At 60.0% G+C, this 25,595-nt stretch carries 26 protein-coding genes; 16 read left to right on the top strand and 10 right to left on the bottom strand.

The features are described 5' to 3' along the window. Nucleotides 1-7: 7 nt before the first annotated feature. The gene (locus AC27VU_RS11945; protein WP_338801441.1) at nt 8-433 is read left to right on the top strand and encodes a GNAT family N-acetyltransferase; all 426 of its coding nucleotides are present in this window, start codon (nt 8-10) and stop codon (nt 431-433) included. A 110-nt stretch (nt 434-543) separates the two neighbouring features. On the opposite strand, the gene AC27VU_RS11940 is transcribed toward AC27VU_RS11945, so the two are convergent. After that, on the bottom strand, nt 544-894 hold the full coding sequence (locus AC27VU_RS11940) for a hypothetical protein (protein ID WP_103486093.1): 351 nt from the start codon (nt 892-894) through the stop codon (nt 544-546). Between the two features lie 134 nt (nt 895-1,028). On the opposite strand from AC27VU_RS11940, the gene AC27VU_RS11935 reads away from it, so the two are divergent. The 8 genes from AC27VU_RS11935 (at nt 1,029) to AC27VU_RS11900 (ending at nt 5,735) form a co-directional block, all read left to right on the top strand. Next, nucleotides 1,029-1,358 (top strand): DUF6388 family protein, encoded by a 330-nt coding sequence (locus AC27VU_RS11935; protein ID WP_262141728.1) that lies wholly within the window; start codon nt 1,029-1,031, stop codon nt 1,356-1,358. 25 nt (nt 1,359-1,383) lie between these two features. Beyond that, nucleotides 1,384-2,088, top strand: coding sequence for a YoaK family protein (locus AC27VU_RS11930; RefSeq protein ID WP_003223866.1), 705 nt, complete (start codon nt 1,384-1,386; stop codon nt 2,086-2,088). A 180-nt stretch (nt 2,089-2,268) separates the two neighbouring features. Continuing rightward, entirely contained in the window at nt 2,269-2,661 is a 393-nt protein-coding gene (gene tusD, locus AC27VU_RS11925; protein WP_488724138.1) for a sulfurtransferase complex subunit TusD, read from the top strand. Nucleotide 2,662: 1 nt separating this feature from the next. Then, nucleotides 2,663-3,019 carry a sulfurtransferase complex subunit TusC gene (gene tusC / locus AC27VU_RS11920; protein ID WP_103521193.1) on the top strand — a complete coding sequence of 119 codons (357 nt, stop codon included), beginning with the start codon at nt 2,663-2,665 and terminating at the stop codon, nt 3,017-3,019. Further along, on the top strand, nt 3,019-3,312 hold the full coding sequence (gene tusB, locus AC27VU_RS11915) for a sulfurtransferase complex subunit TusB (protein WP_262141729.1): 294 nt from the start codon (nt 3,019-3,021) through the stop codon (nt 3,310-3,312). The genes tusC and tusB overlap by 1 nt, the downstream gene beginning before the upstream one ends. Then, nucleotides 3,309-3,644: a TusE/DsrC/DsvC family sulfur relay protein gene (locus AC27VU_RS11910; protein ID WP_003223861.1), complete on the top strand. Its 336-nt coding sequence runs from the start codon at nt 3,309-3,311 to the stop codon at nt 3,642-3,644. Before tusB ends, AC27VU_RS11910 begins: the two co-directional genes overlap by 4 nt. Next, nucleotides 3,641-4,642 carry a glycosyl transferase family protein gene (locus AC27VU_RS11905; protein WP_262141730.1) on the top strand — a complete coding sequence of 334 codons (1,002 nt, stop codon included), beginning with the start codon at nt 3,641-3,643 and terminating at the stop codon, nt 4,640-4,642. Before AC27VU_RS11910 ends, AC27VU_RS11905 begins: the two co-directional genes overlap by 4 nt. A 91-nt stretch (nt 4,643-4,733) precedes the next feature. Then, a complete protein-coding gene (locus AC27VU_RS11900) occupies nt 4,734-5,735 on the top strand; it encodes a glutathione S-transferase family protein (protein ID WP_488724125.1) in 1,002 nt (333 codons plus the stop codon). Nucleotides 5,736-5,852: 117 nt separating this feature from the next. Here the strand turns inward: AC27VU_RS11900 and cysG are convergent, their stop codons facing one another. The 6 genes from cysG to AC27VU_RS11870 form a co-directional block, all read right to left on the bottom strand. Next, on the bottom strand, nt 5,853-7,247 hold the full coding sequence (cysG, locus tag AC27VU_RS11895; protein WP_003223854.1) for a siroheme synthase CysG: 1,395 nt from the start codon (nt 7,245-7,247) through the stop codon (nt 5,853-5,855). Beyond that, entirely contained in the window at nt 7,248-8,528 is a 1,281-nt protein-coding gene (gene serS / locus AC27VU_RS11890) for a serine--tRNA ligase (RefSeq protein WP_003223852.1), read from the bottom strand. A 15-nt stretch (nt 8,529-8,543) separates the two neighbouring features. Further along, nucleotides 8,544-8,918, bottom strand: a complete 375-nt coding sequence (gene crcB / locus AC27VU_RS11885) for a fluoride efflux transporter CrcB (protein WP_003223851.1) — start codon at nt 8,916-8,918, stop codon at nt 8,544-8,546. Further along, a complete protein-coding gene (locus AC27VU_RS11880) occupies nt 8,918-10,240 on the bottom strand; it encodes a replication-associated recombination protein A (RefSeq protein ID WP_003223849.1) in 1,323 nt (440 codons plus the stop codon). The genes crcB and AC27VU_RS11880 overlap by 1 nt, the downstream gene beginning before the upstream one ends. A 190-nt stretch (nt 10,241-10,430) precedes the next feature. After that, complete coding sequence (lolA, locus tag AC27VU_RS11875; RefSeq protein WP_488724124.1) at nt 10,431-11,051, bottom strand: outer membrane lipoprotein periplasmic chaperone LolA; 621 nt, start codon at nt 11,049-11,051, stop codon at nt 10,431-10,433. 78 nt (nt 11,052-11,129) lie between these two features. Next, nucleotides 11,130-13,538, bottom strand: coding sequence for a DNA translocase FtsK (locus AC27VU_RS11870; protein ID WP_045122388.1), 2,409 nt, complete (start codon nt 13,536-13,538; stop codon nt 11,130-11,132). 309 nt (nt 13,539-13,847) lie between these two features. On the opposite strand from AC27VU_RS11870, the gene trxB reads away from it, so the two are divergent. The 4 genes from trxB to infA all read left to right on the top strand — a co-directional run bounded on the left by trxB (nt 13,848) and on the right by infA (nt 16,646). Next, complete coding sequence (gene trxB / locus AC27VU_RS11865; RefSeq protein WP_400499356.1) at nt 13,848-14,807, top strand: thioredoxin-disulfide reductase; 960 nt, start codon at nt 13,848-13,850, stop codon at nt 14,805-14,807. Nucleotides 14,808-14,869: 62 nt separating this feature from the next. After that, nucleotides 14,870-15,550, top strand: coding sequence for a leucyl/phenylalanyl-tRNA--protein transferase (aat, locus tag AC27VU_RS11860; RefSeq protein WP_045122387.1), 681 nt, complete (start codon nt 14,870-14,872; stop codon nt 15,548-15,550). A gap of 57 nt (nt 15,551-15,607) precedes the next feature. Further along, entirely contained in the window at nt 15,608-16,315 is a 708-nt protein-coding gene (locus AC27VU_RS11855; RefSeq protein ID WP_473019321.1) for an arginyltransferase, read from the top strand. A 112-nt stretch (nt 16,316-16,427) separates the two neighbouring features. Then, complete coding sequence (gene infA / locus AC27VU_RS11850) at nt 16,428-16,646, top strand: translation initiation factor IF-1 (protein WP_002553999.1); 219 nt, start codon at nt 16,428-16,430, stop codon at nt 16,644-16,646. A gap of 1,019 nt (nt 16,647-17,665) precedes the next feature. Here infA and clpA read toward each other — a convergent pair. Both clpA and clpS read right to left on the bottom strand, forming a co-directional pair. Next, nucleotides 17,666-19,936 (bottom strand): ATP-dependent Clp protease ATP-binding subunit ClpA, encoded by a 2,271-nt coding sequence (gene clpA, locus AC27VU_RS11845; RefSeq protein WP_003223837.1) that lies wholly within the window; start codon nt 19,934-19,936, stop codon nt 17,666-17,668. A gap of 30 nt (nt 19,937-19,966) precedes the next feature. After that, on the bottom strand, nt 19,967-20,350 hold the full coding sequence (gene clpS / locus AC27VU_RS11840; protein WP_027614670.1) for an ATP-dependent Clp protease adapter ClpS: 384 nt from the start codon (nt 20,348-20,350) through the stop codon (nt 19,967-19,969). A 224-nt stretch (nt 20,351-20,574) separates the two neighbouring features. On the opposite strand from clpS, the gene AC27VU_RS11835 reads away from it, so the two are divergent. Further along, complete coding sequence (locus tag AC27VU_RS11835) at nt 20,575-20,880, top strand: cold shock domain-containing protein (RefSeq protein ID WP_488724123.1); 306 nt, start codon at nt 20,575-20,577, stop codon at nt 20,878-20,880. Nucleotides 20,881-20,967: 87 nt separating this feature from the next. On the opposite strand, the gene icd is transcribed toward AC27VU_RS11835, so the two are convergent. Next, the gene (icd, locus tag AC27VU_RS11830; RefSeq protein ID WP_047601677.1) at nt 20,968-22,224 is read right to left on the bottom strand and encodes an NADP-dependent isocitrate dehydrogenase; all 1,257 of its coding nucleotides are present in this window, start codon (nt 22,222-22,224) and stop codon (nt 20,968-20,970) included. A gap of 481 nt (nt 22,225-22,705) precedes the next feature. Between icd and AC27VU_RS11825 the strand changes: the two genes are divergently transcribed. Together AC27VU_RS11825 and AC27VU_RS11820 are read left to right on the top strand one after the other, a co-directional pair. Beyond that, the gene (locus tag AC27VU_RS11825) at nt 22,706-24,931 is read left to right on the top strand and encodes an NADP-dependent isocitrate dehydrogenase (RefSeq protein WP_103486068.1); all 2,226 of its coding nucleotides are present in this window, start codon (nt 22,706-22,708) and stop codon (nt 24,929-24,931) included. 201 nt (nt 24,932-25,132) lie between these two features. Then, nucleotides 25,133-25,579 carry an NUDIX hydrolase gene (locus AC27VU_RS11820; RefSeq protein ID WP_488724122.1) on the top strand — a complete coding sequence of 149 codons (447 nt, stop codon included), beginning with the start codon at nt 25,133-25,135 and terminating at the stop codon, nt 25,577-25,579. The last annotated feature ends 16 nt before the right edge of the window (nt 25,580-25,595 follow it).

The raw sequence follows: 25,595 nt of genomic DNA, 5'->3' as shown, positions 1-25,595 counted from the left end.
GTTGCGCATGACGTTACGAATCGAGCTGTCGCAGAACCCCACGGAAGAACAACGCAAGGCCATTCTCGAGCCTTTGATTGCGTATAACGACGCCCAGACCGGTGGTTCCGTGTCAGAACCCTTCGCCCTGCTGGTGCGCGATGAACACGACGCGATTCTCGGCGGTTTGTATGGCCGGGTGATTTTTACCTGGATGTACATTGAGTTGCTGTGCGTCCCGGAACAGGGCCGCGGACAACGCATCGGCTCGGAACTGATGGCCATGGCGGAAAATCTGGCCCGAGAGAAGAACTGCCTGGGCATCTGGCTGGACACCTTCGATTTTCAGGCGCCGGAGTTTTACAAGAAGCTGGGATTCAGCCAGTTTGGCGAGATCGTCGACTACCCGCCGGGGCATAGTCGGCATTATTTCCAGAAGCGTTTGACCGGGTGAATGCACTGGCCCCATCGCGAGCAGGCTCACTCCTACACTGGATTTGTATTTGTCACCAATCCTGTAGAAGCGAGCGTGCTCGCGATGGCGGCAGCCGCCTCAACGCAAGATCAAAGACAGGTCGCCAACCCCGCCAACCGGCGCTTGGCGACAAAATCATCCTTCTGCACGTAATAATTGAGCACGGTCCCCGACGCATCGCTGGTCACGTCGACAAACGACTCCGCCGAACGCGTATACACCGTCGAACCACCCTTCTTGCCCGGTTGCAGATAGGCCCCCGCATCCACGCCAAACACCGCTTCGTCCTGCCAGGCGAATTGCACGCACTGGGCCACGACTTGCTCGGGCTTGTCCGAGGTCAGAACCTTGTAAGGGGCTTTGGTGCGAGAATCATCCATCACCGAACCCGCGCAGCCAGCCAGCACGGTCGCGGCCAGCGCTACCATCAGAATTCGCATTGCATTCGCTCATTCAGAAAAAAGCGGACTGTATCACCGCAACAGGCAAAATCGTTCTGCTTTACTGCATTTATAGCGCGACACGCATCGGCCGCTCCGGCACCCTAGGGTCATCAGCCTCACAAGGAACACACATGGCGCCCACCGACCAGCGACATGAACAAGCCCTGAAACTGTTTCTCGACGCGCGCCCCGACCTGCGCGAAACCCTCGATCATCTCAATCCGCTGCTGGCCCAGGCCAAGGGCGAAACCCCGGCGCAATATCGTGAAGAACGCCTGCACGAAGCCTTCGAGGCCGAGGCGGAGTATCAAGGCCTGTTCGCCTGGGAACTGACCTTGCTCCTGACGGCAGCAACGCCCGAGGACTATCAGGCCCAGCGCATGGAGGTGCACCGCGAGGTGGCGGAAATGGCGCACATGAGCTGGCCGGATTATTGCGACCTGTATGGGTTAGAACCGTAACCGCCGCTCAAGGATATCGCCGCCGATGCTGCCTTCGACCTCGACTCACCGCGCCACGTCCGGACATCTGCACCGGCAGAAGTGGCGTGGCCGTATCGGTCTGGCACTGGTGGCCAGTCTGTCGGTGCTGGCGGGCATGACCGACGCGATCGGCTTCATGGCCAGCGGCGATTTCGTTTCGTTCATGAGCGGCAACACCACGCGGCTGGCGGTGGCGATCAGTGACGGCGACCTCGGACTGACGCTGCGCCTGATCATCCTCGTCGTCACCTTCGTGATCGGTAATGCCTTGGGGATCGTGATCGGGCGCCTCGGTGGTCGGCGCACATTGCCCTTGTTGCTGTGCATCGCCACCTTGCTCTGTCTGGCGGCTGCCTGGCCGTATGACACGCAACTGCCGGCGCTGCTCGCGGCGATCATCGCGATGGGCATGCTCAACGCGGCGGTCGAGGAAGTGAACGGTCTGCCGGTCGGCCTGACCTACGTGACCGGAGCGTTGTCGCGGTTCGGCCGTGGACTGGGGCGCTGGATGCTCGGCGAACGCCGTAACGGCTGGCGGGTGCAACTGGTGCCATGGAGCGGGATGTTCATCGGCGCGATTCTCGGCGCGGTGCTGGAACAGCATTTCGGGCTTCGGGCATTGTTCGCCAGCGGCTTGCTGGCTGCTGTGCTGGGCGTGCTGTCACTGAGCATTCCGCGGCGTTGGCAACTGGGCTATATGCCCCGCTGAAATACGATCCTGTAGGAGCGGGCTTGCTCGCGAAAGCGGTGCATCAGTCAAAGATGTTTTGAATGACCCAACGCCTTCGCGAGCAAGCCCGCTCCCACAGAGGGCATGCGCCTGACTTCGGTTTCGCGGATGCCGTCATAAAGCATTATCATGGCCGCAGTTTTGCTGATCGAGTCCGTCATGAAGTTCGCCATCGCGCTGTTTTCCGCCGCCCATGCGCCCTCCTCGCGCCGTGCCCTGCTGTTTGCGCAGGCTGCGCTGGCCGGCGGGCATGAGATTGTCCGGCTGTTTTTCTATCAGGACGGCGTCTACAACGCCTCGGACGCGGTGGTCACCCCGCAGGACGAACTGGACCTGCCCAAACAGTGGCGCGCGTTCTTCAGCGAGCAGCAACTGGACGGCGTGGTGTGCATCGCCGCCGCCCTGCGCCGTGGCGTGCTGAATGACGAAGAAGCCAAACGCTACCAGCGTGATGCGGTCGCGGTCAGCGCGCCGTGGGAATTGTCCGGCCTCGGCCAGTTGCACGATGCGGTGCAGGACGCCGATCGACTGATCTGTTTCGGAGGCGCTTGAGATGGCCAAATCGCTGTTGATCATCAGCCGCCAGTCGCCGTGGTCCGGCCCCGGCGCCCGCGAAGCGCTGGACATCGTGCTGGCCGGCGGCGCGTTCGATCTGCCGATCGGCCTGCTGTTTCTCGACGACGGCGTGCTGCAACTGGCCGCTGGACAGAACGCCAAGGCCCTGCAACAGAAAGACCTCAGCGCCAACCTGCAGGCGCTGCCGATGTTCGGCGTCGAAGAACTGTTCTACTGCGCCGACAGCGCCAGCCATCGTGGCCTGAGCAGTCTGTCGCTGGACGAAGCGCAGCCGCTCGGTGCCAGCGAAATCACCGCCCTCATTGACCGCTACGACCAGGTGATCACCCTCTGATGTCGACTTTGCATGTGTTGTCTCATTCCCCGTTCGGCGACGATCGCCTGAGCAGTTGCCTGCGCGTGATCGGCGCTGCCGACGCCTTGCTGTTATCCGGCGATGCCGTTTACGCCCTGCAATCTGGCACCGCGCCGTTCAACACGCTGAACGAGCGCCGGGTCAAGCTGTTCGCCCTCGCCGAAGACCTGCAGGCCCGTGCCATCGTTGCTCCCGACTGGGCCGAGGCCATCGATTACCCGGCCTTCGTCGAACTGTCGATCCACCACGACAAGGTCAACAGCTGGCTATGAATTCCATGACTGTCGGCGCCCGCGCCATCGAACTGGACAAGGACGGCTTTCTGGTCGACCTCGACGACTGGTCCCATGACGTCGCCAGCGCCCTCGCCGCCGCTGAAGACATCGAACTGACTGCGGAACACTGGGAAGTCCTCGAACTGCTGCGCAGCTTCTACGCAGAATTCCAGCTGTCGCCGGCCACCCGCCCGCTGATCAAGTACACCGCACTCAAACTCGGCCCGGACAAAGGCAACAGCCTGCACCTGAACCGACTGTTCAAAGGCACCCCTGCCAAACTCGCCGCGAAACTGGCGGGCCTGCCCAAACCGACGAATTGCTTATGACCGACTTTCCAGCGCTGACCCTCGAAACGCCCGCCGAACACCCGTTCGCACCATTCGTGCGGATCCTCGGCAAGGGCAAGCGCGGTGCCCGCGACCTGACCCGCGAGGAAGCACGGGAAGCCATGGGCATGGTGCTCGACGACAAAGTCGAAGACACCCAGCTCGGCGCCTTTCTGATGCTGCTGCGGCACAAGGAAGAAAGCGCCGAGGAAATGGCCGGTTTCACCGAAGCCCTGCGCGAGCGCCTGTCAGCACCAACGCTGAACGTCGATCTGGACTGGCCGACCTACGCCGGCAAGAAACGCCATCTGCCGTGGTACCTGCTGTCGGCCAAGTGCCTGGCGCAAAACGGCGTGCGGATCTTCATGCACGGCGGCGGCGCGCATACCGCCGGGCGTCTGTACACCGAACAACTGCTTGGCGAGTTGAACATTCCGCTGTGCCGCACCTGGCAACAGGTCGGCAGCTCGCTGGACAACGGTGGTCTGGCGTTCATGCCGCTGATGGACTGGGCGCCGCAGTTGCAGAAGATGATCGACCTGCGCAACACCATGGGCCTGCGTTCGCCGATCCATTCGCTGGCACGGATTCTCAATCCGCTGCACGCGCGTTGTGGCCTGCAAAGCATTTTCCACCCGGGCTATCAAGCGGTGCATCGCGAGGCCAGCGGTCTGCTCGGCGACACGGCGATCGTGGTCAAGGGCGATGGCGGCGAAATCGAGATCAACCCGGATGCCGACAGCCACCTCTATGGCACCACAGGCGGCGAGAGCTGGGACGAGGAATGGCCGCAACTGTCGAGCCAGCGCCACGTCAAACCGGCCTCGCTGGATGTCGAGCATTTGAAAGCGGTTTGGCGCGGCGAGGTGGTCGACAGCTATCCGCAGATGGCGCTGATCTCGACCATGGCCTTGGCCCTGCGCGGTCTCGGTCAAAGTCGCGAGCAAGCGTTCGAAACCGCCGAGCAATACTGGGCTGCGCGTAACAAATCGATTTAACCGATCATCGACGCCCGATCTTTGCGCTTTTTGTTCGAACTCATCGGAATAGACTCGGCTCCAACGCTTATTGGATTCAGGAGTCTTGATCATGGGTTTACTCGTCGACGGCCACTGGCAGGACAAGTGGTACGAAAGCAGCAAGGACGGCGCGTTCCAGCGCGAACAGGCGCAGCGCCGTCACTGGGTCACCACTGACGGCCAGCCAGGGCCGAGCGGTGAAGGCGGTTTCGCCGCCGAAGCCGGGCGCTATCACCTTTACGTTTCCCTCGCCTGCCCCTGGGCACACCGCACGCTGATCCTGCGCAAGCTCAAAGGCCTGGAAAATCTGATCGACGTCTCCGTGGTCAGTTGGCTGATGCTGGAAAACGGCTGGACCTTCGACAAGGCCCACGGCTCGACTGGCGACAAGCTCGATCACTTCGATTTCATGCACCAGCGCTACACAGCCGACACGCCCGACTACACCGGCCGCGTCACCGTACCGGTGCTGTGGGACAAAAAACTCAAGCGCATCGTCAGCAATGAATCGGCGGAAATCATCCGCATGTTCAACAGCGCCTTCGATGACCTGACCGGTAACGAGCTGGACTTTTACCCCGCGCCGTTACGCGGCGAGATCGATGCACTGAATGAACGGATTTATCCCGCAGTCAACAACGGCGTGTATCGCGCTGGGTTCGCCACCTCGCAACAGGCTTATGAAGAGGCGTTCGATGAGGTGTTTGCCGAGCTGGATCACTTGGAACGGGTGCTGGGCGCCAATCGCTATCTGACGGGTGAATACCTGACCGAGGCCGATGTGCGATTGTTCACCACGATGATTCGCTTCGATGCGGTGTACCACGGACACTTCAAGTGCAATCTGCGGCGGATTGCTGATTATCCGAACCTGTCGAACTGGCTGCGCGAGCTGTATCAGTGGCCGGGAGTTGGCGAGACGGTGGATTTTCAGCACATCAAAAATCACTACTACGGTAGCCACAAGATCATCAATCCGACGGGGATTGTGCCGAAGGGGCCGAAGCAGAATTTCACCATCGCTCATGATCGGGAGCGGCTGAGCGGGAAAGGAGTTTGGCGGCGGGGTTAATTGATTCGGTGTTTTTGAGGGCCTCTTCGCGAGCAAGCCCGCTCCCACAGGTGATTTGCGCATGACACAGATCCAATGTGGGAGCGGGCTTGCTCGCGAATGAGGGCAACTCGGTTTTCAGACTTGCGCCTGAGCCCCTTCAAACCACGCCAGTTTCTCGCGCAACTGCACCACTTCACCGACGATCACCAGCGTCGGCGCATGCACTTCATGCTCCGCCACCAGGCGTGGCAGATCGGCCAGCGTGCCAGTAAAGACCCGCTGATTGACCGTAGTGCCCTGCTGGATCAACGCCGCCGGAGTGTCCGCCGAACGACCATGCTTGATCAGTTGCTCGCAGATCACCGGCAAGCCCACCAGGCCCATATAGAACACCAGCGTCTGCGCCGGGGCGACGAGGTCGGCCCAAGGCAGATCGGTGGAACCGTCCTTCAGGTGCCCGGTGACGAAGCGCACCGACTGCGCGTAATCGCGATGGGTCAGCGGAATCCCGGCATACGCCGCGCAACCGCTGGCCGCCGTGATACCCGGCACCACCTGGAACGGAATGCCGTGGGCCGCCAACTCTTCGATCTCTTCACCGCCGCGACCGAAGATGAACGGATCACCGCCCTTCAAGCGCACCACGCGTTTGCCAGCCTTGGCCAGATCGACCAGTTGCTGGTTGATCTGATCCTGCGGCACCGCGTGATCAGAGCGACGCTTGCCGACGTAGACGCGCTCGGCATCGCGACGGCACAGTTCAAGAATCGCCGGAGCGACCAAACGGTCGTACAGCACCACGTCGGCTTGCTGCATCAGGCGCAAGGCGCGGAAGGTCAGTAGATCCGGATCACCCGGCCCGGCCCCTACCAGATACACCTCACCGGTGGTGATCGCCGCTTCGCCATCGATCTTGGCCTGCAACAGACGTTCGGCCTCGCTGCCCTGCCCGGCCAGTTGCCGATCGGCAATCGGCCCCTGAAACACGTCTTCCCAGAAACCACGACGTTGCTGCACATCCGGAAACAGGTTTTTCACCTGATTACGGAAACGTGCGGCCAGTCCGGCCAATTGGCCATAAGTTGAGGGAATCCAGGTTTCGATCTTGGCGCGAATCAGCCGCGCCAGCACCGGCGCATCGCCGCCGCTGGACACCGCAATAATCAGCGGCGAGCGATCGACGATCGCAGGAAAGATCACGCTGCACAGCTGCGGCGCGTCGACCACATTGACCGGCACGCAACGCCGATGGGCATCGCTGGAGACTTGGGCATTCAGCGTTTCATCGTCGGTGGCGGCGATGATCAGCCCGCAACCGTCCAGATCCGCTTCCACGTAACCACGCAGCAGACATTCGCCACCGCTGGCGCTGACCAGTTCGCGCAGTTGCGCTTCGATTTCAGGTGCGACCACCCGCAGCAGCGCACCGGCATCGGCCAGCAGGCGGGATTTGCGCAAGGCAATTTCCCCCCCACCGACCACCAACACACGACTGCCGCGCAGGTTGTGAAACAGCGGCAGATATTTCATTTAGCCGATGACCTCAAGGCCACCCATGTACGGCTTCAGTACGTCCGGCACACGGATCGAACCGTCGGCCTGCTGGTAGTTTTCCAGCACGGCAACCAGGGTACGACCGACCGCCAGACCCGAACCGTTGAGGGTGTGCACCAGCTCAGGTTTGCCGGTTTCCGGGTTGCGGAAACGCGCCTGCATGCGGCGGGCCTGGAAGTCGCCGCAGTTGGAGCACGACGAGATTTCGCGGTACTTGTCCTGGCTCGGAATCCACACTTCGAGATCGTAGGTCTTGACGGCGCTGAAGCCCATGTCGCCGGTGCACAGCGCCAGGGTGCGGTAAGGCAGACCCAGCAGCTGCAGGACTTTTTCGGCGTTGGCGGTCAGGCCTTCCAGCGCTTCCATCGAAGTCGACGGCTCGACGATCTGCACCATTTCAACTTTGTCGAACTGGTGCTGACGGATCATGCCGCGAGTATCACGACCCGACGCACCGGCTTCGCTGCGGAAGCACGGGGTGTGGGCGACGAACTTGATCGGCAACAGTTTCGAGTCGACGATTTCGCCGGCCACGATGTTGGTCAACGACACTTCGGCGGTCGGGATCAGGTACAGATCAGCTTCGCCTTCGCGAGCGATCTTGAACAGGTCTTCCTCGAACTTCGGCAGTTGACCGGTGCCTTGCAGCGCCGGAGCCTGAACCAGATAAGGCGTGTAGGCCTCTTCGTAGCCATGCTCGTTGACGTGCAGGTTGATCATGAACTGCGCCAGGGCGCGGTGCAGACGGGCGATCGGGCCGCGCAGCAGGGCGAAACGCGCGCCGGACAGCTTGGCGGCGGTTTCAAAGTCCAGCCAGCCGAACTTCTCACCGAGGGCAACGTGGTCTTTGACTTCGAAATCGAACTGCGTCGGGGTGCCCCAGCGGCGCACTTCGACGTTGTCGTCTTCGTCTTTGCCGACCGGTACCGATTCGTGCGGCAGGTTGGGGATACCCAGCAGGATCGAGTCCAGCTCGGTCTGGATCGCGTCCAGCTCGACTTTACCGGCACTCAGCTCGCCCGCCATGCGCTCGACGTCCGCCATCAGCGGCGCGATGTCTTCGCCGCGCTGCTTGGCCTGACCGATGGATTTGGAACGCGCGTTACGCTCAGCCTGCAGTGCTTCGGTGCGGGTCTGGACGGTCTTGCGCTGTTCTTCCAGCGCTTCGATGCGCGCGGTATCCAGGGCAAAGCCACGGGAAGCCAGGCGGTCCGCTACGTCCTGAAGGTTGCTACGTAACAGTTTGGAATCGAGCATGTCGGTTTCTCGTTATCAAAGTTTGGTCAGGGACAGGCCGGCCCATGTCGCGAGCAGCCCGCCGAATACGCTGATTGCCGCATAGCCCAGGGCCAGCGGCACTTGCCCGCTTTCCAGCAGACGCACCGTATCCAGTGAAAAGGATGAAAAAGTCGTCAGCCCCCCGAGGAAGCCGACGATCAACCCGGCACGCACCTCGATCGGCACCTCCGGGCGTATCAGAAACAGGCCGTACAACACGCCAATCAGCAGACAGCCCACGATATTAACGGCCAGCGTCGCGGTATAGAAGTGCCGCGGCCAATTGGCGTTGACCCAATTGCCGGTGGCGAAGCGCAACAGGGTGCCGGCAATTCCGCCGACGGAGACCGCAACGATCAATGGAAGCACTATTTTCTCCGCTGTCTTGGGCTTAAACGGTCGAGTTGAGCGAGGTGGTTGAGCTTCTCGCCGATCTTCAATTCCAGGCCACGGGGCACCGGTTGGTAGAACGGAATCGGTTCGAGTTCTTCCGGGAAATAGTCTTCGCCGGCGGCATAGGCGTCCGGCTCGTCGTGGGCGTAGCGGTATTCGTCGCCATAGCCCAACTGCTTCATCAGCTTGGTTGGGGCATTGCGCAAGTGCAGCGGCACTTCCAGCGAACCGTACTCGGCAGCGGCGCGCAGTGCGGTCTTGAAGCCCATGTACACCGCATTGCTTTTCGGCGCGCAGGCCAGATAGGTGATGGCCTGGGCCACCGCCAACTCGCCTTCCGGACTGCCGAGGCGCTCCTGCACCTCCCATGCCGCCAGGCACAGGCTCAGGGCACGCGGGTCGGCGTTGCCGATGTCTTCGCTGGCCATGCGCACCACGCGCCGCGCCAGATACAGCGGATCGCAGCCGCCGTCGATCATTCGCGCGAACCAGTACAGCGCGCCATCAGGGTTGGAGCCACGCACCGACTTGTGCAGCGCCGAAATCTGGTCGTAGAACGCTTCGCCGCCCTTGTCGAAGCGTCGCCGGGTGTCGCCGAGCAGGCTTTGCAGCAACTCGGTGCCCATCTCGCTGTTGTCTTCGGCCAGATCCGAGGCGTTCTCCAGCAGATTGAGCAGGCGCCGGCCATCGCCATCGGCGGCCGACAGCAGCATCTGGAAGCCTTCATCGCTGAGGGTCAGGTTGCGTTTGCCCAGCCCGCGCTCTTCGGTGAGTGCGCGGTGCACCAGTTTGCGCAGCGCCGTTTCGTCTAGGCTTTTCAGCACATAGACACGGGCCCGCGACAACAGCGCGTTGTTCAATTCAAACGAAGGGTTTTCGGTGGTGGCGCCGATGAAAATCAGCGTGCCGTCCTCAACATACGGCAGGAACGCATCCTGCTGCGACTTGTTGAAACGGTGCACTTCATCGACGAACAGAATCGTGCGCTTACCGTACTGGCCGGCCTGCTGCTTGGCGATTTCCACCGCCTGACGGATCTCCTTGACCCCAGCGAGTACCGCCGAGACCGTTTCGAAGTGCGCATCCGAGACTTCCGCAAGCAATCGCGCGAGGGTGGTCTTGCCCACACCCGGCGGCCCCCAGAAGATCATCGAATGCAGGGCACCCTGCTCCAGCGCCTCACGCAGAGGCTTGCCGCGAGCGAGCACGTGTTCCTGACCGACGTACTCATCCAGATTGGTCGCACGCAAACGCGCGGCCAGTGGCTGGGCAATCGGTGCACTGCGAAACAGATCCATCACGTAGCGTTGAAACCTCTGATTATATGAAACCTGGGGTAAACCCTGTGGCGAGGGAGCTTGCTCCCGCTGGACTGCGCAGCAGTCCCCGCTTTTGATTCAAGAGCGGGGCCGCTTCGCGCCCCAGCGGGAGCAAGCTCCCTCGCCACAAAAGCTCCAAGCCACAACAGCCCAACCCGGGATCCGGGGTTTATTCCTGGATAACGTCAGCACCCTTCGGGACGTCGAACTTGAACTTCGACGCCGATACAGGTTCGTTGGCCTTGACCCCGGTGAACAGGATGTTGGTGCGCTGACCGACGCTGTCGACCAGTTGCATGTCATTGATCAGACCATTACGGAACGACAGGCGCAGGCTGTCGAACAGGGTGTCCTTGGTCTTCGGCTTGAGGGTGAAGTCGATCACGCCGCCCGCCTCTTTCGCGCTGATATCAAAGCTCTGGCTGATCTTCGAAACATCACCGGACAGCAGCAGCGCCGGGGTCTGGGTCAGACGCTCGTCGAGCTTCTTGATGGTGGCCTGTTCCAGGTCCGGGTCCCACAGGGTGACTTTCTTGCCATCGGAGACCATGGTCTGCTCGTTTGGCGCTTCGGTGTGCCAGTAGAACAGGCCCGGACGCTGCAGAACCATATCACCGCGAGTTTCCTGCAACTGCGTGCCGCTGCCGTCGAGGGTCAGCTGGGAAAAATTCGCGGTCAGGGTTTTCGATGTTTCCAGCAATTGGGTCAGACGCGCTACGTCCTTGTCATCGGCGTGGGCCGTGAAAGTGGTCAGCGCCAGTACTGGCAACAGCATGCGGATAAGACGCATGGGAGTCCTCTTGAATACTTGTGGGGAGTGGACGGCGCGTCATTGCGCCATCCTTTGTTGCAAATCGGAGCGGCCGAATCAGTCGCGCATCGGCCCCGGGGCCAGTACTTCACGCGAACCGTTGGTGTTCATCGCAGTCACCACGCCGGCCATTTCCATGGCTTCGATCATGCGCGCAGCGCGGTTGTAACCGATCTTCAGCTTGCGCTGTACCGCGGAAATCGACGCCCGGCGGCTTTCCAGCACGAACTGCACGGCTTCGTCATACAGCGCGTCGGTCTCCGGATCATCACCGTCGCCGCCACCGCTGCTGCCTTCAAAACCGCTGCCCGCCTCTTCGACACCGTTGAGGATGTCATCGTTGTATTCCGGTGCGCCACGCAGTTTCCAGGCTTCCACCACGCGGTGTACTTCATCGTCGGAAACGAACGCGCCGTGAACCCGGATCGGCAGGCTGGTGCCCGGCGGCATGTAGAGCATGTCACCGTGACCGAGCAGTTGCTCGGCACCGCCCTGGTCGATGATGGTCCGCGAGTCGATCTTGCTCGACACCTGGAACGCCATCCGCGTCGGAATGTTGGCCTTGATCAGACCGGTGATCACGTCCACCGAAGGACGCTGGGTCGCGAGGATCAAGTGAATACCGGCGGCACGCGCCTTCTGCGCGATACGGGCGATCAGTTCTTCAACTTTCTTGCCGACGATCATCATCATGTCGGCGAATTCGTCGACGACCACGACGATGGTCGGCAGCTTCTGCAGCAGCGGCGCTTCGTCGTGGATGCTTTCGCGCTTGTACAGCGGATCGCTCAACGGCTCGCCGGCGTCCTGCGCTTCCTTGACCTTGGCGTTGAAGCCGGACAGGTTACGCACGCCCATCTTCGCCATCAGCTTGTAGCGGCGTTCCATCTCGGCAACGCTCCAGCGCAGGGCGTTGGCGGCGTCCTTCATGTCGGTGACCACTGGGCACAGCAGGTGCGGAATGCCTTCGTAGATCGACAGCTCGAGCATTTTCGGGTCGATCATGATCAGCTTGGCGTCTTCCGGGCCAGACTTGAAGAGGATCGACAGGATCATCGCGTTCACACCCACCGACTTACCGGAACCGGTCGTACCGGCGACCAGCAGGTGCGGCATCTTCGCCAGGTCGGTGATGACCGGTTTGCCGCCAATGTCGTGGCCCAGAGCGAGGGTGACCGGCGATTTGAAGTTGTCGTACTCGGGGGTCGACAGCACTTCGGAGAAACGCACGATCTGCCGGTCTTCGTTGGGAATCTCGATACCGACCGTGGTCTTGCCCGGAATCACCTCGACCACCCGCACACTGGTCACGGCCAGCGAACGTGCAAGGTCTTTGGCCAGGTTGGCGATGCGGCTGACTTTGACGCCGGCGGCAGGCTGAATTTCGTAACGGGTAATCACCGGGCCCGGATGGATCGAGTCCACGGTGACCTCGACGCCGAACTCCTTGAGCTTGATCTCCAGCAAGTGGCCGACCGCTGCCAGGGATTCCGGCGAATAATTGAGTTGTTTCTTTTCCGCAGGATCGAGAATCGAGATCGGCGGCAAGGTGCCTTCGACGGCGCTGTCGACGAACAGAGGCGCCTGCTTCTCTTTCTGCACGCGCTTGCTTGGCTCGGGCGCCTTGACCGGAGCCGGGGCGATGACCGGCGGCACCTGTTTCTCGCGATCGGACATGTGCTTGCTCAGGGCCTGTTCGCGCTCGATCAGGCGCTCCTTGACCTTGGCCTGTTCACGCTTGTCGGTAACGGTCGGCGCCACCACGTCGTGGACGCGATCATCGACTTCACGCAGCTGCGCAACCAGTTGCTTACGCTCGGTACGCGCCGACCACCAGCGGTTGATCGCGCCCTGGAACAGTTCGAACAGGTCGAGGGTGATTTTGCCGGTGACGTCCATCACCTTGAACCACGACAGGTCAGTGAATACGGTCAGGCCGAACAGGAACAGTGCAATGAACAGCAGCGTGCTGCCCTGGATATTCAGCGCGTTACGCGCCAGATCACCGAGACTTTCCCCCAGCGCCCCGCCCGCCCCCGCCGGCAGCCCGGTGGCCGCATGGAAATGGATATGCGCCAGCGCGGCGCCCGACAGCACCAGGAACACCAGACCGATCAGGCGCCAGGAGAACAGCCAGCCGCTCCACTGCCACGGCTCGTGACGTTGACGGAAGATCTGATACGCCTTGACCGCCAGCAGCAACGGGAAGATGTACGCGAAGTAACCCAGCACCATGAACAGGATGTCGGCGCTGTAGGAACCGGCCGGGCCACCGAAGTTCTGCACGTCGTCGATCTTGCTGTTGTGGCTCCAGCCCGGATCGTCCTTGCCGTAGGTCAGCAAAGCCATCATCAGGAACAGGCACAAGGCACCGATGGCGATCAATGCACCTTCCTTGAGCCGGTAGTGCAATTGCTGGCGCCAGAGCGGAACGACTGTTTTTGGTGCTGCGGTGGATTTCTTCAAAACGCTTCTTTTCCTGCGCCCGGGGCGCGTCCATCTATTGAATGACGATAAAAAACTGCCCAATCCAGGCAGGTAAAAAAGTGAACCGGCGCAACTGAGACTACTTTTAACACTGTGCCGCTGCTTTTATAAACACAGCTATAAACACTGCGCACGGCGAATATTCTGTAACAGTCCGGCATTGTACGGGTTTGTGCGGCTGATGCCATGCTTCAAAACCCTTAGCTGAGCATAGCCAATCCCACAAACCCTGCGGTTCAATTTGAGCATGCATTGTCTTTTGTGACAAAGGCTTATGAGGTGTATTTGATGAACGCAGCGAAGCATTCACGCCTGATCATTCTTGGCTCCGGCCCGGCCGGTTACAGCGCCGCCGTATACGCCGCCCGCGCCAATCTCAAACCGGTGGTCATTACCGGCCTGCAGGCCGGTGGCCAGCTCACCACCACCGTCGAAGTCGACAACTGGCCCGGCGACGTCGAAGGCCTGACCGGCCCGGTACTGATGGAGCGCATGCAGAAACACGCCGAGCGCTTTGCCACAGAGATCGTTTACGACCACATCCACACCGCCAAGTTGCAGCAGCGCCCGTTCGAACTCATCGGCGACAGCGGCACCTACACCTGCGACGCGCTGATCATTGCCACCGGCGCTTCGGCGCAGTATCTGGGACTACCCTCGGAAGAAGCCTTTGCCGGCAAAGGCGTGTCGGCCTGCGCGACCTGTGACGGCTTCTTCTACCGCAATCAGGTGGTCGCGGTGGTGGGCGGCGGCAACACCGCCGTCGAGGAAGCGCTGTACCTGTCGAACATCGCCAAAGAGGTGCACTTGATCCACCGTCGCGACAAATTGCGCTCGGAGAAAATCCTTCAGGACAAACTGTTCGAAAAAGCCGCCAACGGCAACGTTCGCCTGCACTGGAACCAGAATCTGGATGAAGTGCTGGGCGACGCCAGCGGCGTGACCGGTGCACGCCTGCGTGACAGCCACACAGGCGATACCCGTGAGTTGCCGCTGGCCGGCGTATTCATTGCCATCGGCCACAAACCCAACACCGACCTGTTCCAGGGCCAGTTGCCGATGCGTGACGGCTATCTGTTGGTCAGGGGCGGCAATGACGGTGACGCCACCGCCACCGAGATCCCCGGCGTCTTCGCTGCCGGCGACGTGGCCGACCACGTTTATCGCCAGGCCGTGACCTCGGCAGGAGCCGGCTGCATGGCGGCACTGGACGCGGAGAAGTATCTGGACGACATTCCTGTCATTTAACGGCACACTTTATCGCGGGCCTGATGCCCGCACCGCCCTCCCCTTCTGCAAGCCTGGACGCCATGCTGACTTGGTTACAACGCAACTCCCTGACTTTCCCACCTCTGGAAAAGGCCATGCGCGATCCCAATGGATTGCTGGCTGCCGGTGGCGACCTGTCCGCCGATCGCCTGGTGCAGGCTTACCGGCATGGCTGTTTTCCGTGGTTCTCCGAAGGCCAGCCGATTCTCTGGTGGTCTCCGGATCCGCGCACCGTTCTGTTTCCCGACGAACTGCACGTCTCGCGCAGCCTCGGCAAACTGCTGCGCCAGCAACGCTATCAGGTGACCTTCGATCAGGATTTCGCAGCCGTCATTCGCGCCTGCGCTGCACCACGGGACTACGCCGACGGTACCTGGATCACCGAAGCCATGCAGGACGCCTACCTCGAACTGCACCGCCGCGGCTTCGCCCATTCGGTCGAAGTCTGGGATCAGGGCCAACTGGTCGGCGGCCTGTATGGCCTGGCGATGGGTCAGCTGTTTTTCGGCGAATCGATGTTCAGTCGCGCCGACAATGCCTCCAAATTTGGCTTTGCAACGCTGGTGCAGCACCTGAAAGAAGCCGGATTCGTCCTGATTGACTGCCAGATGCCGACCGATCATCTGCACAGCCTTGGCGCGCGGGCGATCCCCCGCCGCGAATTCGCCGACTATCTGGCTCGCCACCTGGATCAACCCAGTCGTGCCACCTGGGTTTGCTGAGCGACTTTTGCGCGCGTGGCTTACACTTAATTCACCAGCTTATCCCGAGGGTTGATCATGACCGAGTTGGCGCGCTTGAAGTTCTATGCCACTCAGCCTCATTCCTGCAGTTATCTGCCCGAGGAGCAGGCGACGACGCTGTTCCTCGACCCTAGTCAGCCCATGGATGTGCATGTCTACGCAGACCTGTCGGAAATGGGTTTTCGTCGCAGCGGCGATCATCTGTATCGACCTCATTGCCAGAATTGCAATGCGTGCGTGCCTGCGCGCATCCCGGTATCGCAGTTCAGCCCCAACCGCCAGCAGAAACGCATTTTCAAACGCAATGCCGACTTGCATGTGCGCCCGGTAAAACCGCACTTTAGCGAAGAATATTTCGATCTGTACCAGCGCTATATCGAGCAGCGACATGCCGATGGCGACATGTACCCGCCGAGCCGCGACCAGTTTTCGACCTTCCTGGTACGTGACCTGCCCTTTTCGCGCTTCTACGAATTTCGTCTCGACGGACGGTTACTCGCCGTCGCCGTCACCGACTTGCTGCCCAACGGTTTGTCGGCGGTCTATACGTTTTACGAGCCTGACGAAGAGCGCCGCAGCCTGGGGCGTTTCGCAATCCTGTGGCAAATCGCTGAAAGTCAGCGCCTGGGGCTGGAGGCGGTGTATCTCGGTTACTGGATCAAGAACTGCAAAAAGATGAACTACAAGACCCAATATCGCCCCATCGAATTGCTGATTAATCAGCGCTGGGTGATCCTGAACTAATCGCAAGCCGTAAACCCCTTGGCTTGAACCCCCTTTTTCGGGCACAATGCACGCCGCTTTTGCCTGGCGCAGTTGCACCGGGCCATTCATTGGACACCGAGGGCTTTACTGCATGTCGAAAGAAGACAGCTTCGAAATGGAAGGCACTGTCGTCGACACCCTGCCCAACACCATGTTTCGTGTGGAGTTGGAAAATGGGCACGTCGTAACCGCGCATATCTCCGGCAAGATGCGCAAGAACTACATTCGTATTCTTACCGGTGACAAAGTGCGCGTCGAGCTGACGCCCTATGACTTGAGCAAAGGGCGCATCACTTACCGCGCTCGCTAATCAAGTCAATACAAGACGCCCGGCTTTGCCGGGCGTTTTTGTTTGTCTGCGATTTGGGTTTGGGTTTGGGTTTGGGCCTGGGTTTGGGTTTGGGTTTGGGCCTGGGTTTTGGGTGTATATCCGTTGCTGCGGTAACGGCCTCCTATGGTTTCGCTCTTACAGCGAGTCACCTTTTCCAAACGCCGAAAAGGTAACCCAAAAGGCTTTGCCCCGGCGTACGGCACTTCGCTGAGGCTCAGTGTTCCCTCGCTACGGTGCCCATCAGGGGGCATCGCCTCCGGTTTGCTTCGCTGCACCTCCTCTCGATGGATGCGGCTTCGCCGCATGGCGCTGCGCGCCTAACCCCCTGATGGACACCTTCGCTCGGCCTGCCGATGGGCTGAAGATCAAAAGCCACATCAAAAACCAAAGCCAAAGCCAAAGCCAAAGCCAAAGCAGATCAAAAGATCACAGCCTTCGGCAGTTCCTACATGGGACTGGGTACATTCATTAAGAAATTGGTCGACTGGCAGGCCGCTTTCGCGAGCAAGCCCGCTCCCACATTTGGATTGAGTGCATTCAGTTAGAGATCGGTCGGCTCGTAGGCCGCCATCGCCAGCAGGTACAGTTCAGATTGCGTGCTGCCCCCTGCGGCGAAGCCGCCCCACTCAACACAATGAGCGTTAGCTCGAGTACCGCTTTTGATCTGAGGGCCCGTCGGCAGGCTGAGTGGAGGGGTTTATCCGGGGGTGGGAGCGCAGCGACCGTTTGGCGCAGCCAAACACAGCGAGAGGAGGTGCAGCGAAGCAAACCGTAGGCGCTGCCCCCCGGATGAATCCCGGAGCGAAGGAACCCGAGCCTAAGCGAGGGCCGAACGTCAGGGCACAGACCTTTTGGTTACTTTTGGGGCGTTTGCCAAAAGTGACCCGCCGTAAGGGCGGAACCCTAATCAGCAACACCCGCAGCAACGGATATACACCCAAAAACATCAGCCAACAAAAAGGCGCCCGAAGGCGCCTTCCAAACCAACAACCAAGCCGTCAGGCCATCTCCGCCGTAGTCTCGAAGTCAAACGTCAGCTCACCATCCTTGATGTCGATGTGCACCACACCGCCATGCTCGGCCAGCTCGCCAAACAGAATCTCCTCCGCCAACGGACGCTTGATCTTGTCCTGGATCAGACGCGCCATCGGACGCGCACCCATGGCCGAATCGTAGCCACCGGCCGCCAGCCAACTGCGCGCTGCATCGGTAACCTCGAGCAACACACGCTTGTCTTCCAGCTGCGCCTGCAGTTCGGTAAGGAACTTGTCCACCACACTTTTGATGACCTCATGACTGAGGCGACCAAACTGGATAATGGTGTCCAGACGGTTACGGAATTCCGGCGTAAAGCTCTTCTTGATCACTTCCATCGCATCAGACGAGTGGTCCTGATGGGTGAAACCGATCGAAGCACGCGCCGCGGTTTCGGCGCCGGCGTTGGTGGTCATGATGATGATCACATTGCGGAAGTCCGCCTTGCGCCCGTTGTTATCGGTGAGCGTACCGTGGTCCATCACCTGCAGCAGCAGGTTGAAGACTTCCGGATGCGCCTTCTCGATTTCATCGAGCAGCAATACGCAGTGCGGTTGCTTGGTGATCGCTTCGGTCAACAGACCTCCCTGATCGAACCCGACATAGCCTGGAGGCGCACCGATCAGACGCGATACGGTGTGACGCTCCATGTACTCGGACATGTCGAAGCGCACCAGTTCGATCCCCAGTGCCTTGGCCAATTGCCGCGCAGCTTCGGTTTTACCGACACCGGTCGGACCGGCGAACAGGAACGAACCGACTGGCTTGTCAGGCGACTTGAGGCCGGCGCGGGACAGCTTGATCGCAGTCGACAGCGAATCGATGGCTGCGTCCTGACCAAACACCGTCAGCTTCAGGTCACGCTCCAGGTTACGCAGCAGTTCCTTGTCGGAGCTGGTGACGTGTTTCGGCGGAATCCGCGCGATCTTCGCCACGATGTCTTCAACCTGCGGCACGTCAATGCGCTTCACGCGTTTATCGGCCGGCTGCAGGCGCTGATAGGCACCCGCCTCGTCGATCACGTCGATGGCCTTGTCCGGCATATGCCGGTCATTGATGTAGCGCGATGCCAGTTCAGCAGCGGCGCGCAACGACTCATCGCTGTATTCGATGTTGTGGTGCTGCTCGAAACGCCCTTTCAGGCCGCGCAGGATACCGATGGTGTCTTCCACCGACGGCTCGACGACATCAACCTTCTGGAAGCGTCGAGCCAAGGCCCGATCCTTCTCGAAGATGCCGCGAAATTCCTGGAACGTGGTCGAGCCGATGCAACGAATGTCGCCAGACGACAGCAGCGGCTTGAGCAGGTTCGAGGCATCCATCACGCCACCGGACGCAGCACCCGCACCGATGATGGTGTGAATTTCGTCGATGAACAGGATCGCCTGCGGACGTTTTTTCAGTTCATTGAGCAGCGCCTTGAAGCGCTTCTCGAAATCACCGCGATACTTGGTGCCTGCCAGCAGGGCACCGAGATCGAGCGAATAAACGACGCTGTTGGCCAGCAGATCCGGCACCTGGTTGTCGACAATGCGCTTGGCCAGGCCTTCGGCAATCGCGGTTTTACCCACGCCTGCCTCGCCGACCAGCAGCGGATTGTTCTTGCGCCGACGCGCCAGAATCTGCGCGACACGCTCGACTTCCATCTCGCGGCCGACCAGCGGATCAATCCGACCCTGGCGCGCGAGTTCGTTGAGATTGCTGGCATAAGCATCCAGCGGATTGCCTGAAGAAGAAGACTCACCGCCCTCGTCGTCCTGCATATCTTGTTCACCTTCAGAGTGATCGCCATGCCCCGGCACTTTGGAAATGCCGTGGGCGATGTAATTGACGACATCAATGCGCGCAACGCTCTGCTGTTTCAGCAGGAATACGGCCTGACTCTCTTGCTCACTGAAGATGGCAACCAGCACGTTGGCGCCGGTTACTTCGCGTTTGCCCGAGCTCTGTACATGAAAGACAGCACGTTGCAGTACACGCTGGAAGCCCAGGGTTGGCTGGGTCTCGCGATCTTCGTCATGGACGGGGATCAGTGGCGTGGTGGAGTCGATGAACTCCTGCAGGTCGTGCTTGAGTTTGTCGAGGTTTGCGCCGCAGGCACGCAATACGGTGGCGGCAGCCTCATTGTCCAATAGGGCCAGCAGCAGGTGTTCGACGGTCATGAATTCATGACGCTTCGAACGAGCCTCCTTGAAGGCAAGATTGAGGGTGACTTCGAGCTCGCGGTTTAACATAGCTTCACCTCATACCCAAGTGGTCGGCGATTAACCGTCCTTCTCGATTTCACAGAGTAGCGGATGCTGGCTTTCCCTGGCGTACTGGTTGACCTGCATGGCCTTTGTCTCGGCGATGTCGCGGGTAAACACTCCACATACTGCCCGTCCTTCTGTGTGAACGGCCAGCATGACCTTGGTCGCCAGCTCGCGATTCAGGTTAAAAAACACCTCGAGCACTTCGACGACGAAATCCATCGGTGTGTAGTCATCATTGAACAAAACCACCTTGTACATCGGCGGCGCCTGTAACGCAGGCTTTGCTTCCTGAACAGCAACGCCTGCCGAATCGTCGTCGTGCTCCTCTGGATGATCCTTTTGGAGAAGCGGGCGATCCTGATTGAATGTTAGTCGAATCTGGCTGATTGCATGCATGGAAAGAAAGGTTCGTCAGTTGTGCAAATACAGTGGTGGGGGCGGCTGTACACCTTTTCAACTCCGACTGCCCGGTCACCTTGACTATCGGGAAAACGGTGTTACAACCAATAGAGCCCACAGTGGGTAAAAAAGATCCGCGGAGTCAATCCTTTTAACGGATTAGATTGCGGATGTCCTGGATGATACTCCAGCGATGGAGTCTGTTGCAGAGGGATTTGAGCATGGCTGTCGGCAAGGTCAAGTGGTTCAACAATGCCAAGGGATTCGGCTTCATCAATACCGATGCCCGTGAAGGACGTGACGAGGATGGCAAAGACATTGATTTCTTTGCGCACTACTCCGCCATTGAGATGGACGGGTATAAAACCCTCAAGGCCGGACAATCCGTGGTTTTCAATATTGTTCAAGGCCCCAAGGGACTGCATGCCGTAGGCATCAAGGCCGTCACCACCGAACCATCCAGCGCCGCTGAAAGTGCTGCTGTCGGCGCAGCTGCTGCTGCCGCTGCCGCGACTGCCAAAGCATGAGCTGACTGCTTCCCCCTAATACTCTTGGTAATAAAAAACCGCCTGACTCATCATTTGAGTCAGGCGGTTTTTTTGTACCTGCACGGCTTACATGTGCTTGATGATCGCCTCACCGAAGCCCGAAGACGACACCAGCGTGGCACCGTCCATCAGACGTTCGAAGTCATAGGTCACGGTCTTGGCCTTGATGGCGCCGTTAGTGCCCTTGATGATGAGATCCGCTGCTTCGGTCCAGCCCAGATGACGCAACATCATCTCGGCCGACAGAATCACCGAACCCGGGTTGACCTGGTCCTTACCGGCGTACTTCGGCGCGGTACCGTGGGTCGCCTCGAACATGGCCACGGTGTCGGACAGGTTGGCACCCGGCGCGATACCGATACCGCCCACTTCCGCCGCCAGGGCGTCGGAGAGGTAGTCGCCGTTAAGGTTCAGCGTGGCAATCACATCGTATTCGGCCGGACGCAGCAGGATCTGCTGAAGCATGGCGTCGGCGATGGCATCCTTGACGATGACTTCACGGCCGGTTTTCGGGTTCTTGAATTTCATCCATGGGCCGCCATCGAGCAGCTCGGCGCCGAATTCTTCCTTCGCCACCTCGTAACCCCAGTCCTTGAAGGCACCTTCGGTGAATTTCATGATGTTGCCCTTGTGCACGATGGTCAGCGACTTGCGGTCGTTGTCCACCACATATTGCAGGGCCTTGCGCACCAGACGCTTGGTGCCTTCCTTGGAAACAGGCTTGATGCCGATCCCGCAATCCTGGTCGAAACGGATCTTGGTGACACCCATTTCTTCTTTCAGGAACTTGATGACCTTGGTGGCCTCAGGGGAGCCAGCCTTCCATTCGATACCGGCATAAATGTCTTCGGAGTTCTCGCGGAAAATCACCATATCGACGTCGCCAGGCTTTTTCACCGGGCTCGGCACACCTTCGAACCACACCACGGGGCGCAGGCATACATACAGATCGAGTTGCTGGCGCAGGGCAACGTTGAGGGAGCGGATGCCACCACCGACCGGGGTGGTCAGCGGGCCCTTGATGGAGACCACGTAATCCTTGACGGCGTCCAGGGTTTCCTGGGGCAGCCAGGTGTCCTGGTCATAGACCTGGGTCGCTTTTTCGCCAGCATAAACCTCCATCCAGGAAATCTTGCGCTTGCCCCCGTAGGCCTTGGCCACGGCAGCATCAACCACTTTGATCATCACCGGGCTGACGTCGACGCCAATGCCGTCACCTTCGATGAAGGGGATGATCGGGTTATCAGGAACATTGAGAGAATGGTCTGCATTGACGGTGATTTTGTCGCCGACGGCTGGAACCTGAATCTTCTTGTAACCCATGCTGAACTCCATTGTTTGGATTGAACATCTGGCTTGGTTCGAGCGTAACCCAGTTAAATCAACACGCAAACCCTCTGTTCACGGCGCGGCTACATCTGGTTTCGTACAAGCCTGAAAGCAAAGGGAAAAGCGCCAAACTCAAGCATTCGCAGCGACTCTACGCCCCACCCGCCCCTGCGACCTTTAGACCAATGGACGAGAATCGTTGCATATGAACCATCGGCAGATTGCCAGCTACCTATGTATAATGCCGCCCGCTGACCAAAGGGTCACGACGGCTGGCCTCTCTAGCACGAGACTTTCCGCCTGATTGGTCGGGTTGTTACCGCAGTCCGACTGCTTGACGCTCTACTGATGCACCCAACATCACCGCGAAGAATCTCGACATTCGGTTCATGGATGACTTTGAACGAACGCGCTTACCCGGCGCCCCTCGAGTTTCTGCGCACGCTTTAGCAAAGAAGAGAGAGTTAATCCGAATATGCCCACCCGCTCGAAGATCATCTATACCTTCACCGACGAAGCCCCAGCCCTCGCCACCTATTCCCTGCTGCCGATCATCGAGGCTTACACCGCCTCGGCCGATATCGCCGTGGAAACCCGCGATATCTCTCTTGCAGCGCGCATCCTGGCCAGCTTCCCCGAGCAACTGGGCGACAAAGCCGTAGCCGACCACCTCGCCGAACTGGGCGACCTGGCCGTTACGCCTGAAGCCAACATCATCAAGCTGCCGAACATCAGTGCTTCGGTGCCTCAGCTGCAAGCAGCAATCAAAGAGCTGCAAGCCCAGGGTTACAACCTGCCGGACTACCCGGAAACCGTGACCAACGACGCCGAAAAAGAAGCCAAGGCGCGTTACGACAAGGTCAAGGGCAGCGCCGTGAACCCGGTTCTGCGTGAAGGCAACTCCGACCGCCGCGCCCCGCTGTCGGTAAAAAACTACGCGCGCAAGCACCCGCACAAAATGGGCGCCTGGGCCAAAGACTCCAAGTCCCACGTAGCTCACATGAGCACCGGCGATTTCTACGGCAGCGAAAAAGCTGCCCTGATCGACGCCGCTGACGCTGTGAAAATCGAGCTGATCGCCAAAGACGGCACCGCGACCGTCCTGAAAGAAAAAACCAGCGTTCAGGCCGGCGAGATCCTCGACTGCGCCGTGATGAGCAAAAACGCCCTGCGCGCGTTCATCGCCGCTGAAATCGAAAGCGCCAAGGCCCAGGGCGTGCTGCTCTCGGTGCACCTGAAAGCGACCATGATGAAGGTCTCCGACCCGATCATGTTCGGCCAGATCGTTGCCGAGTTCTATAAAGACGCCCTGACCAAGCACGCTGACGTGCTGGCCCAGATCGGCTTCAACCTGAACAACGGCATCGGCGACCTGTACGCTCGCATCAAGGCCCTGCCGGCCGAGCAGCAAGCGCAGATCGAAGCGGACATCGCAGCGGTCTACGCCGCGCGTCCGTCGCTGGCGATGGTCAACTCCGACAAGGGCATCACCAACCTGCACGTGCCGAGCGACGTCATCGTCGACGCCTCGATGCCGGCGATGATCCGTGACTCCGGCAAGATGTGGGGCACCGACGGCCAGTTGCACGACACCAAGGCCGTGATCCCGGATCGTTGCTACGCAACCATCTACCAGGCCGTGATCGAAGATTGCAAAGCCAACGGCGCGTTCGATCCGACCACCATGGGCAGCGTGCCGAACGTTGGCCTGATGGCGAAGAAAGCCGAAGAGTACGGCTCGCACGACAAGACTTTCCAGATCAAGGCTGACGGCGTGGTTCGCGTCACCGACAGCAAGGGCAACCTGCTGATGGAACAGACTGTTGAAGCCGGCGACATCTTTCGCATGTGCCAGACCAAAGACGCGCCGATCCAGGACTGGGTCAAACTGGCCGTCAACCGTGCTCGCGCCAGCAGCACCCCGGCGATCTTCTGGCTGGACCCGATGCGCGCCCACGACGGCGTAGTGATCGAGAAGGTTCAGGCTTACCTGAAGGATCACGACACCAGCGGTCTGGACATCCAGATCATGGCGCCGGTCGATGCCATGAAGTACACCCTGCAGCGCACCCGCGAAGGCAAGGACACCATCTCGGTGACCGGCAACGTACTGCGCGACTACCTGACTGACCTGTTCCCGATCATGGAACTGGGCACCAGCGCCAAGATGCTGTCGATCGTGCCGCTGATGAACGGCGGTGGCCTGTTCGAAACCGGCGCCGGCGGTTCGGCTCCGAAGCACGTGCAGCAACTGGTTGAAGAGAACTTCCTGCGCTGGGATTCGCTGGGCGAATTCCTGGCGCTGGCAGCGTCCCTCGAGCATTTGGGTGTGAACTACAACAACCCGAAAGCGCTGGTTCTGTCGAAAACCCTGGATCAGGCCACCGGTCAGTTCCTCGACAACAACAAGTCGCCATCGCGCAAAGTCGGCAACATCGACAACCGCGGCAGCCACTTCTATCTGGCGATGTACTGGGCTCAGGCCCTGGCCGCCCAGACCGAAGACGCTGCACTGCAAGCGCAGTTCGCGACCCTGGCCAAAACCCTGACCGAGAACGAGGCGACCATCGTTGCCGAGCTCAACGCTGTGCAGGGCAAGCCAGTGGACATCGGCGGTTACTACCACGCCGATGCCGAGCTGATCAGCAAGGCCATGCGCCCAAGCGCAACCTTCAACGCGGCGATTGCTGCGCTGGTTTAAGGTTGTAGAGGGAACATCACAAACCCCGGCCCTGCGCCGGGGTTTGTGTTTCCGAACACAACACGAAACCCCTGTGGGAGCGGGCTTGCTCGCGAATGCGGTTTATCATTCAACATCGTCATTGACTGACCCACCGCATTCGCGAGCAAGCCCGCTCCCACAGGGGGATTGAGTTTTAATCTGGATATTGAGGAAGGTTTTATGGAATGGCTCCCCCACATCACCGTCGCCACCATCGTCGAAGACAACGGCCGCTTCCTGATGGTCGAAGAACACAAGGCCGGGCGTAACGTGCTCAATCAGCCGGCCGGCCACCTGGATCCGGACGAAACCCTGATCGAAGCTGCCGTCCGCGAAACCCTCGAGGAAACCGGCTGGGACGTCGAACCCACCGGCGTGGTCGGCATTTACCTGTACACCGCGCCAAGCAACGGCGTGACTTATCAACGCGTGTGCTTCAGCGCCAAAGCGGTGAAACACCACCCGGACTATCAACTCGACGATGGCATCGTCGGCGCCAAGTGGTTGACACGCAGCGAATTAATCGCCCAGCGCGACAACTGGCGCAGCGAGCTGATCATCCGTTGCATCGACGACTATCTGGCCGGCCATCACTTCAGTCTCGAACTGATCCGCCCTTCTCTTTAGCCTTGAGGCCGTGAGC

The organism is Pseudomonas sp. 14P5.3.2 (assembly GCF_057799175.1).
This window is presented reverse-complemented; position numbering and strand designations above follow the sequence as displayed.

Bases quoted from the DNA above. Each gene is read 5' to 3' on its own strand.
- AC27VU_RS11880 (WP_003223849.1), bottom strand. From the start codon at position 10,240: ATGGATCTGTTTCGCAGTGCACCGATTGCCCAGCCACTGGCCGCGCGT.
- AC27VU_RS11835 (WP_488724123.1), top strand. From the start codon at position 20,575: ATGGCTGTCGGCAAGGTCAAGTGGTTCAACAATGCCAAGGGATTCGGC.
- icd (WP_047601677.1), bottom strand. From the start codon at position 22,224: ATGGGTTACAAGAAGATTCAGGTTCCAGCCGTCGGCGACAAAATCACC.
- cysG (WP_003223854.1), bottom strand. From the start codon at position 7,247: ATGAAATATCTGCCGCTGTTTCACAACCTGCGCGGCAGTCGTGTGTTG.
- infA (WP_002553999.1), top strand. From the start codon at position 16,428: ATGTCGAAAGAAGACAGCTTCGAAATGGAAGGCACTGTCGTCGACACC.
- AC27VU_RS11910 (WP_003223861.1), top strand. From the start codon at position 3,309: ATGAATTCCATGACTGTCGGCGCCCGCGCCATCGAACTGGACAAGGAC.
- AC27VU_RS11930 (WP_003223866.1), top strand. From the start codon at position 1,384: ATGCTGCCTTCGACCTCGACTCACCGCGCCACGTCCGGACATCTGCAC.
- AC27VU_RS11945 (WP_338801441.1), top strand. From the start codon at position 8: ATGACGTTACGAATCGAGCTGTCGCAGAACCCCACGGAAGAACAACGC.
- AC27VU_RS11820 (WP_488724122.1), top strand. From the start codon at position 25,133: ATGGAATGGCTCCCCCACATCACCGTCGCCACCATCGTCGAAGACAAC.
- AC27VU_RS11905 (WP_262141730.1), top strand. From the start codon at position 3,641: ATGACCGACTTTCCAGCGCTGACCCTCGAAACGCCCGCCGAACACCCG.
- lolA (WP_488724124.1), bottom strand. From the start codon at position 11,051: ATGCGTCTTATCCGCATGCTGTTGCCAGTACTGGCGCTGACCACTTTC.
- serS (WP_003223852.1), bottom strand. From the start codon at position 8,528: ATGCTCGATTCCAAACTGTTACGTAGCAACCTTCAGGACGTAGCGGAC.
- aat (WP_045122387.1), top strand. From the start codon at position 14,870: ATGCTGACTTGGTTACAACGCAACTCCCTGACTTTCCCACCTCTGGAA.
- AC27VU_RS11900 (WP_488724125.1), top strand. From the start codon at position 4,734: ATGGGTTTACTCGTCGACGGCCACTGGCAGGACAAGTGGTACGAAAGC.
- tusB (WP_262141729.1), top strand. From the start codon at position 3,019: ATGTCGACTTTGCATGTGTTGTCTCATTCCCCGTTCGGCGACGATCGC.
- AC27VU_RS11940 (WP_103486093.1), bottom strand. From the start codon at position 894: ATGCGAATTCTGATGGTAGCGCTGGCCGCGACCGTGCTGGCTGGCTGC.
- tusC (WP_103521193.1), top strand. From the start codon at position 2,663: ATGGCCAAATCGCTGTTGATCATCAGCCGCCAGTCGCCGTGGTCCGGC.
- AC27VU_RS11935 (WP_262141728.1), top strand. From the start codon at position 1,029: ATGGCGCCCACCGACCAGCGACATGAACAAGCCCTGAAACTGTTTCTC.
- trxB (WP_400499356.1), top strand. From the start codon at position 13,848: ATGAACGCAGCGAAGCATTCACGCCTGATCATTCTTGGCTCCGGCCCG.
- clpA (WP_003223837.1), bottom strand. From the start codon at position 19,936: ATGTTAAACCGCGAGCTCGAAGTCACCCTCAATCTTGCCTTCAAGGAG.
- clpS (WP_027614670.1), bottom strand. From the start codon at position 20,350: ATGCATGCAATCAGCCAGATTCGACTAACATTCAATCAGGATCGCCCG.
- AC27VU_RS11825 (WP_103486068.1), top strand. From the start codon at position 22,706: ATGCCCACCCGCTCGAAGATCATCTATACCTTCACCGACGAAGCCCCA.
- AC27VU_RS11855 (WP_473019321.1), top strand. From the start codon at position 15,608: ATGACCGAGTTGGCGCGCTTGAAGTTCTATGCCACTCAGCCTCATTCC.
- tusD (WP_488724138.1), top strand. From the start codon at position 2,269: ATGAAGTTCGCCATCGCGCTGTTTTCCGCCGCCCATGCGCCCTCCTCG.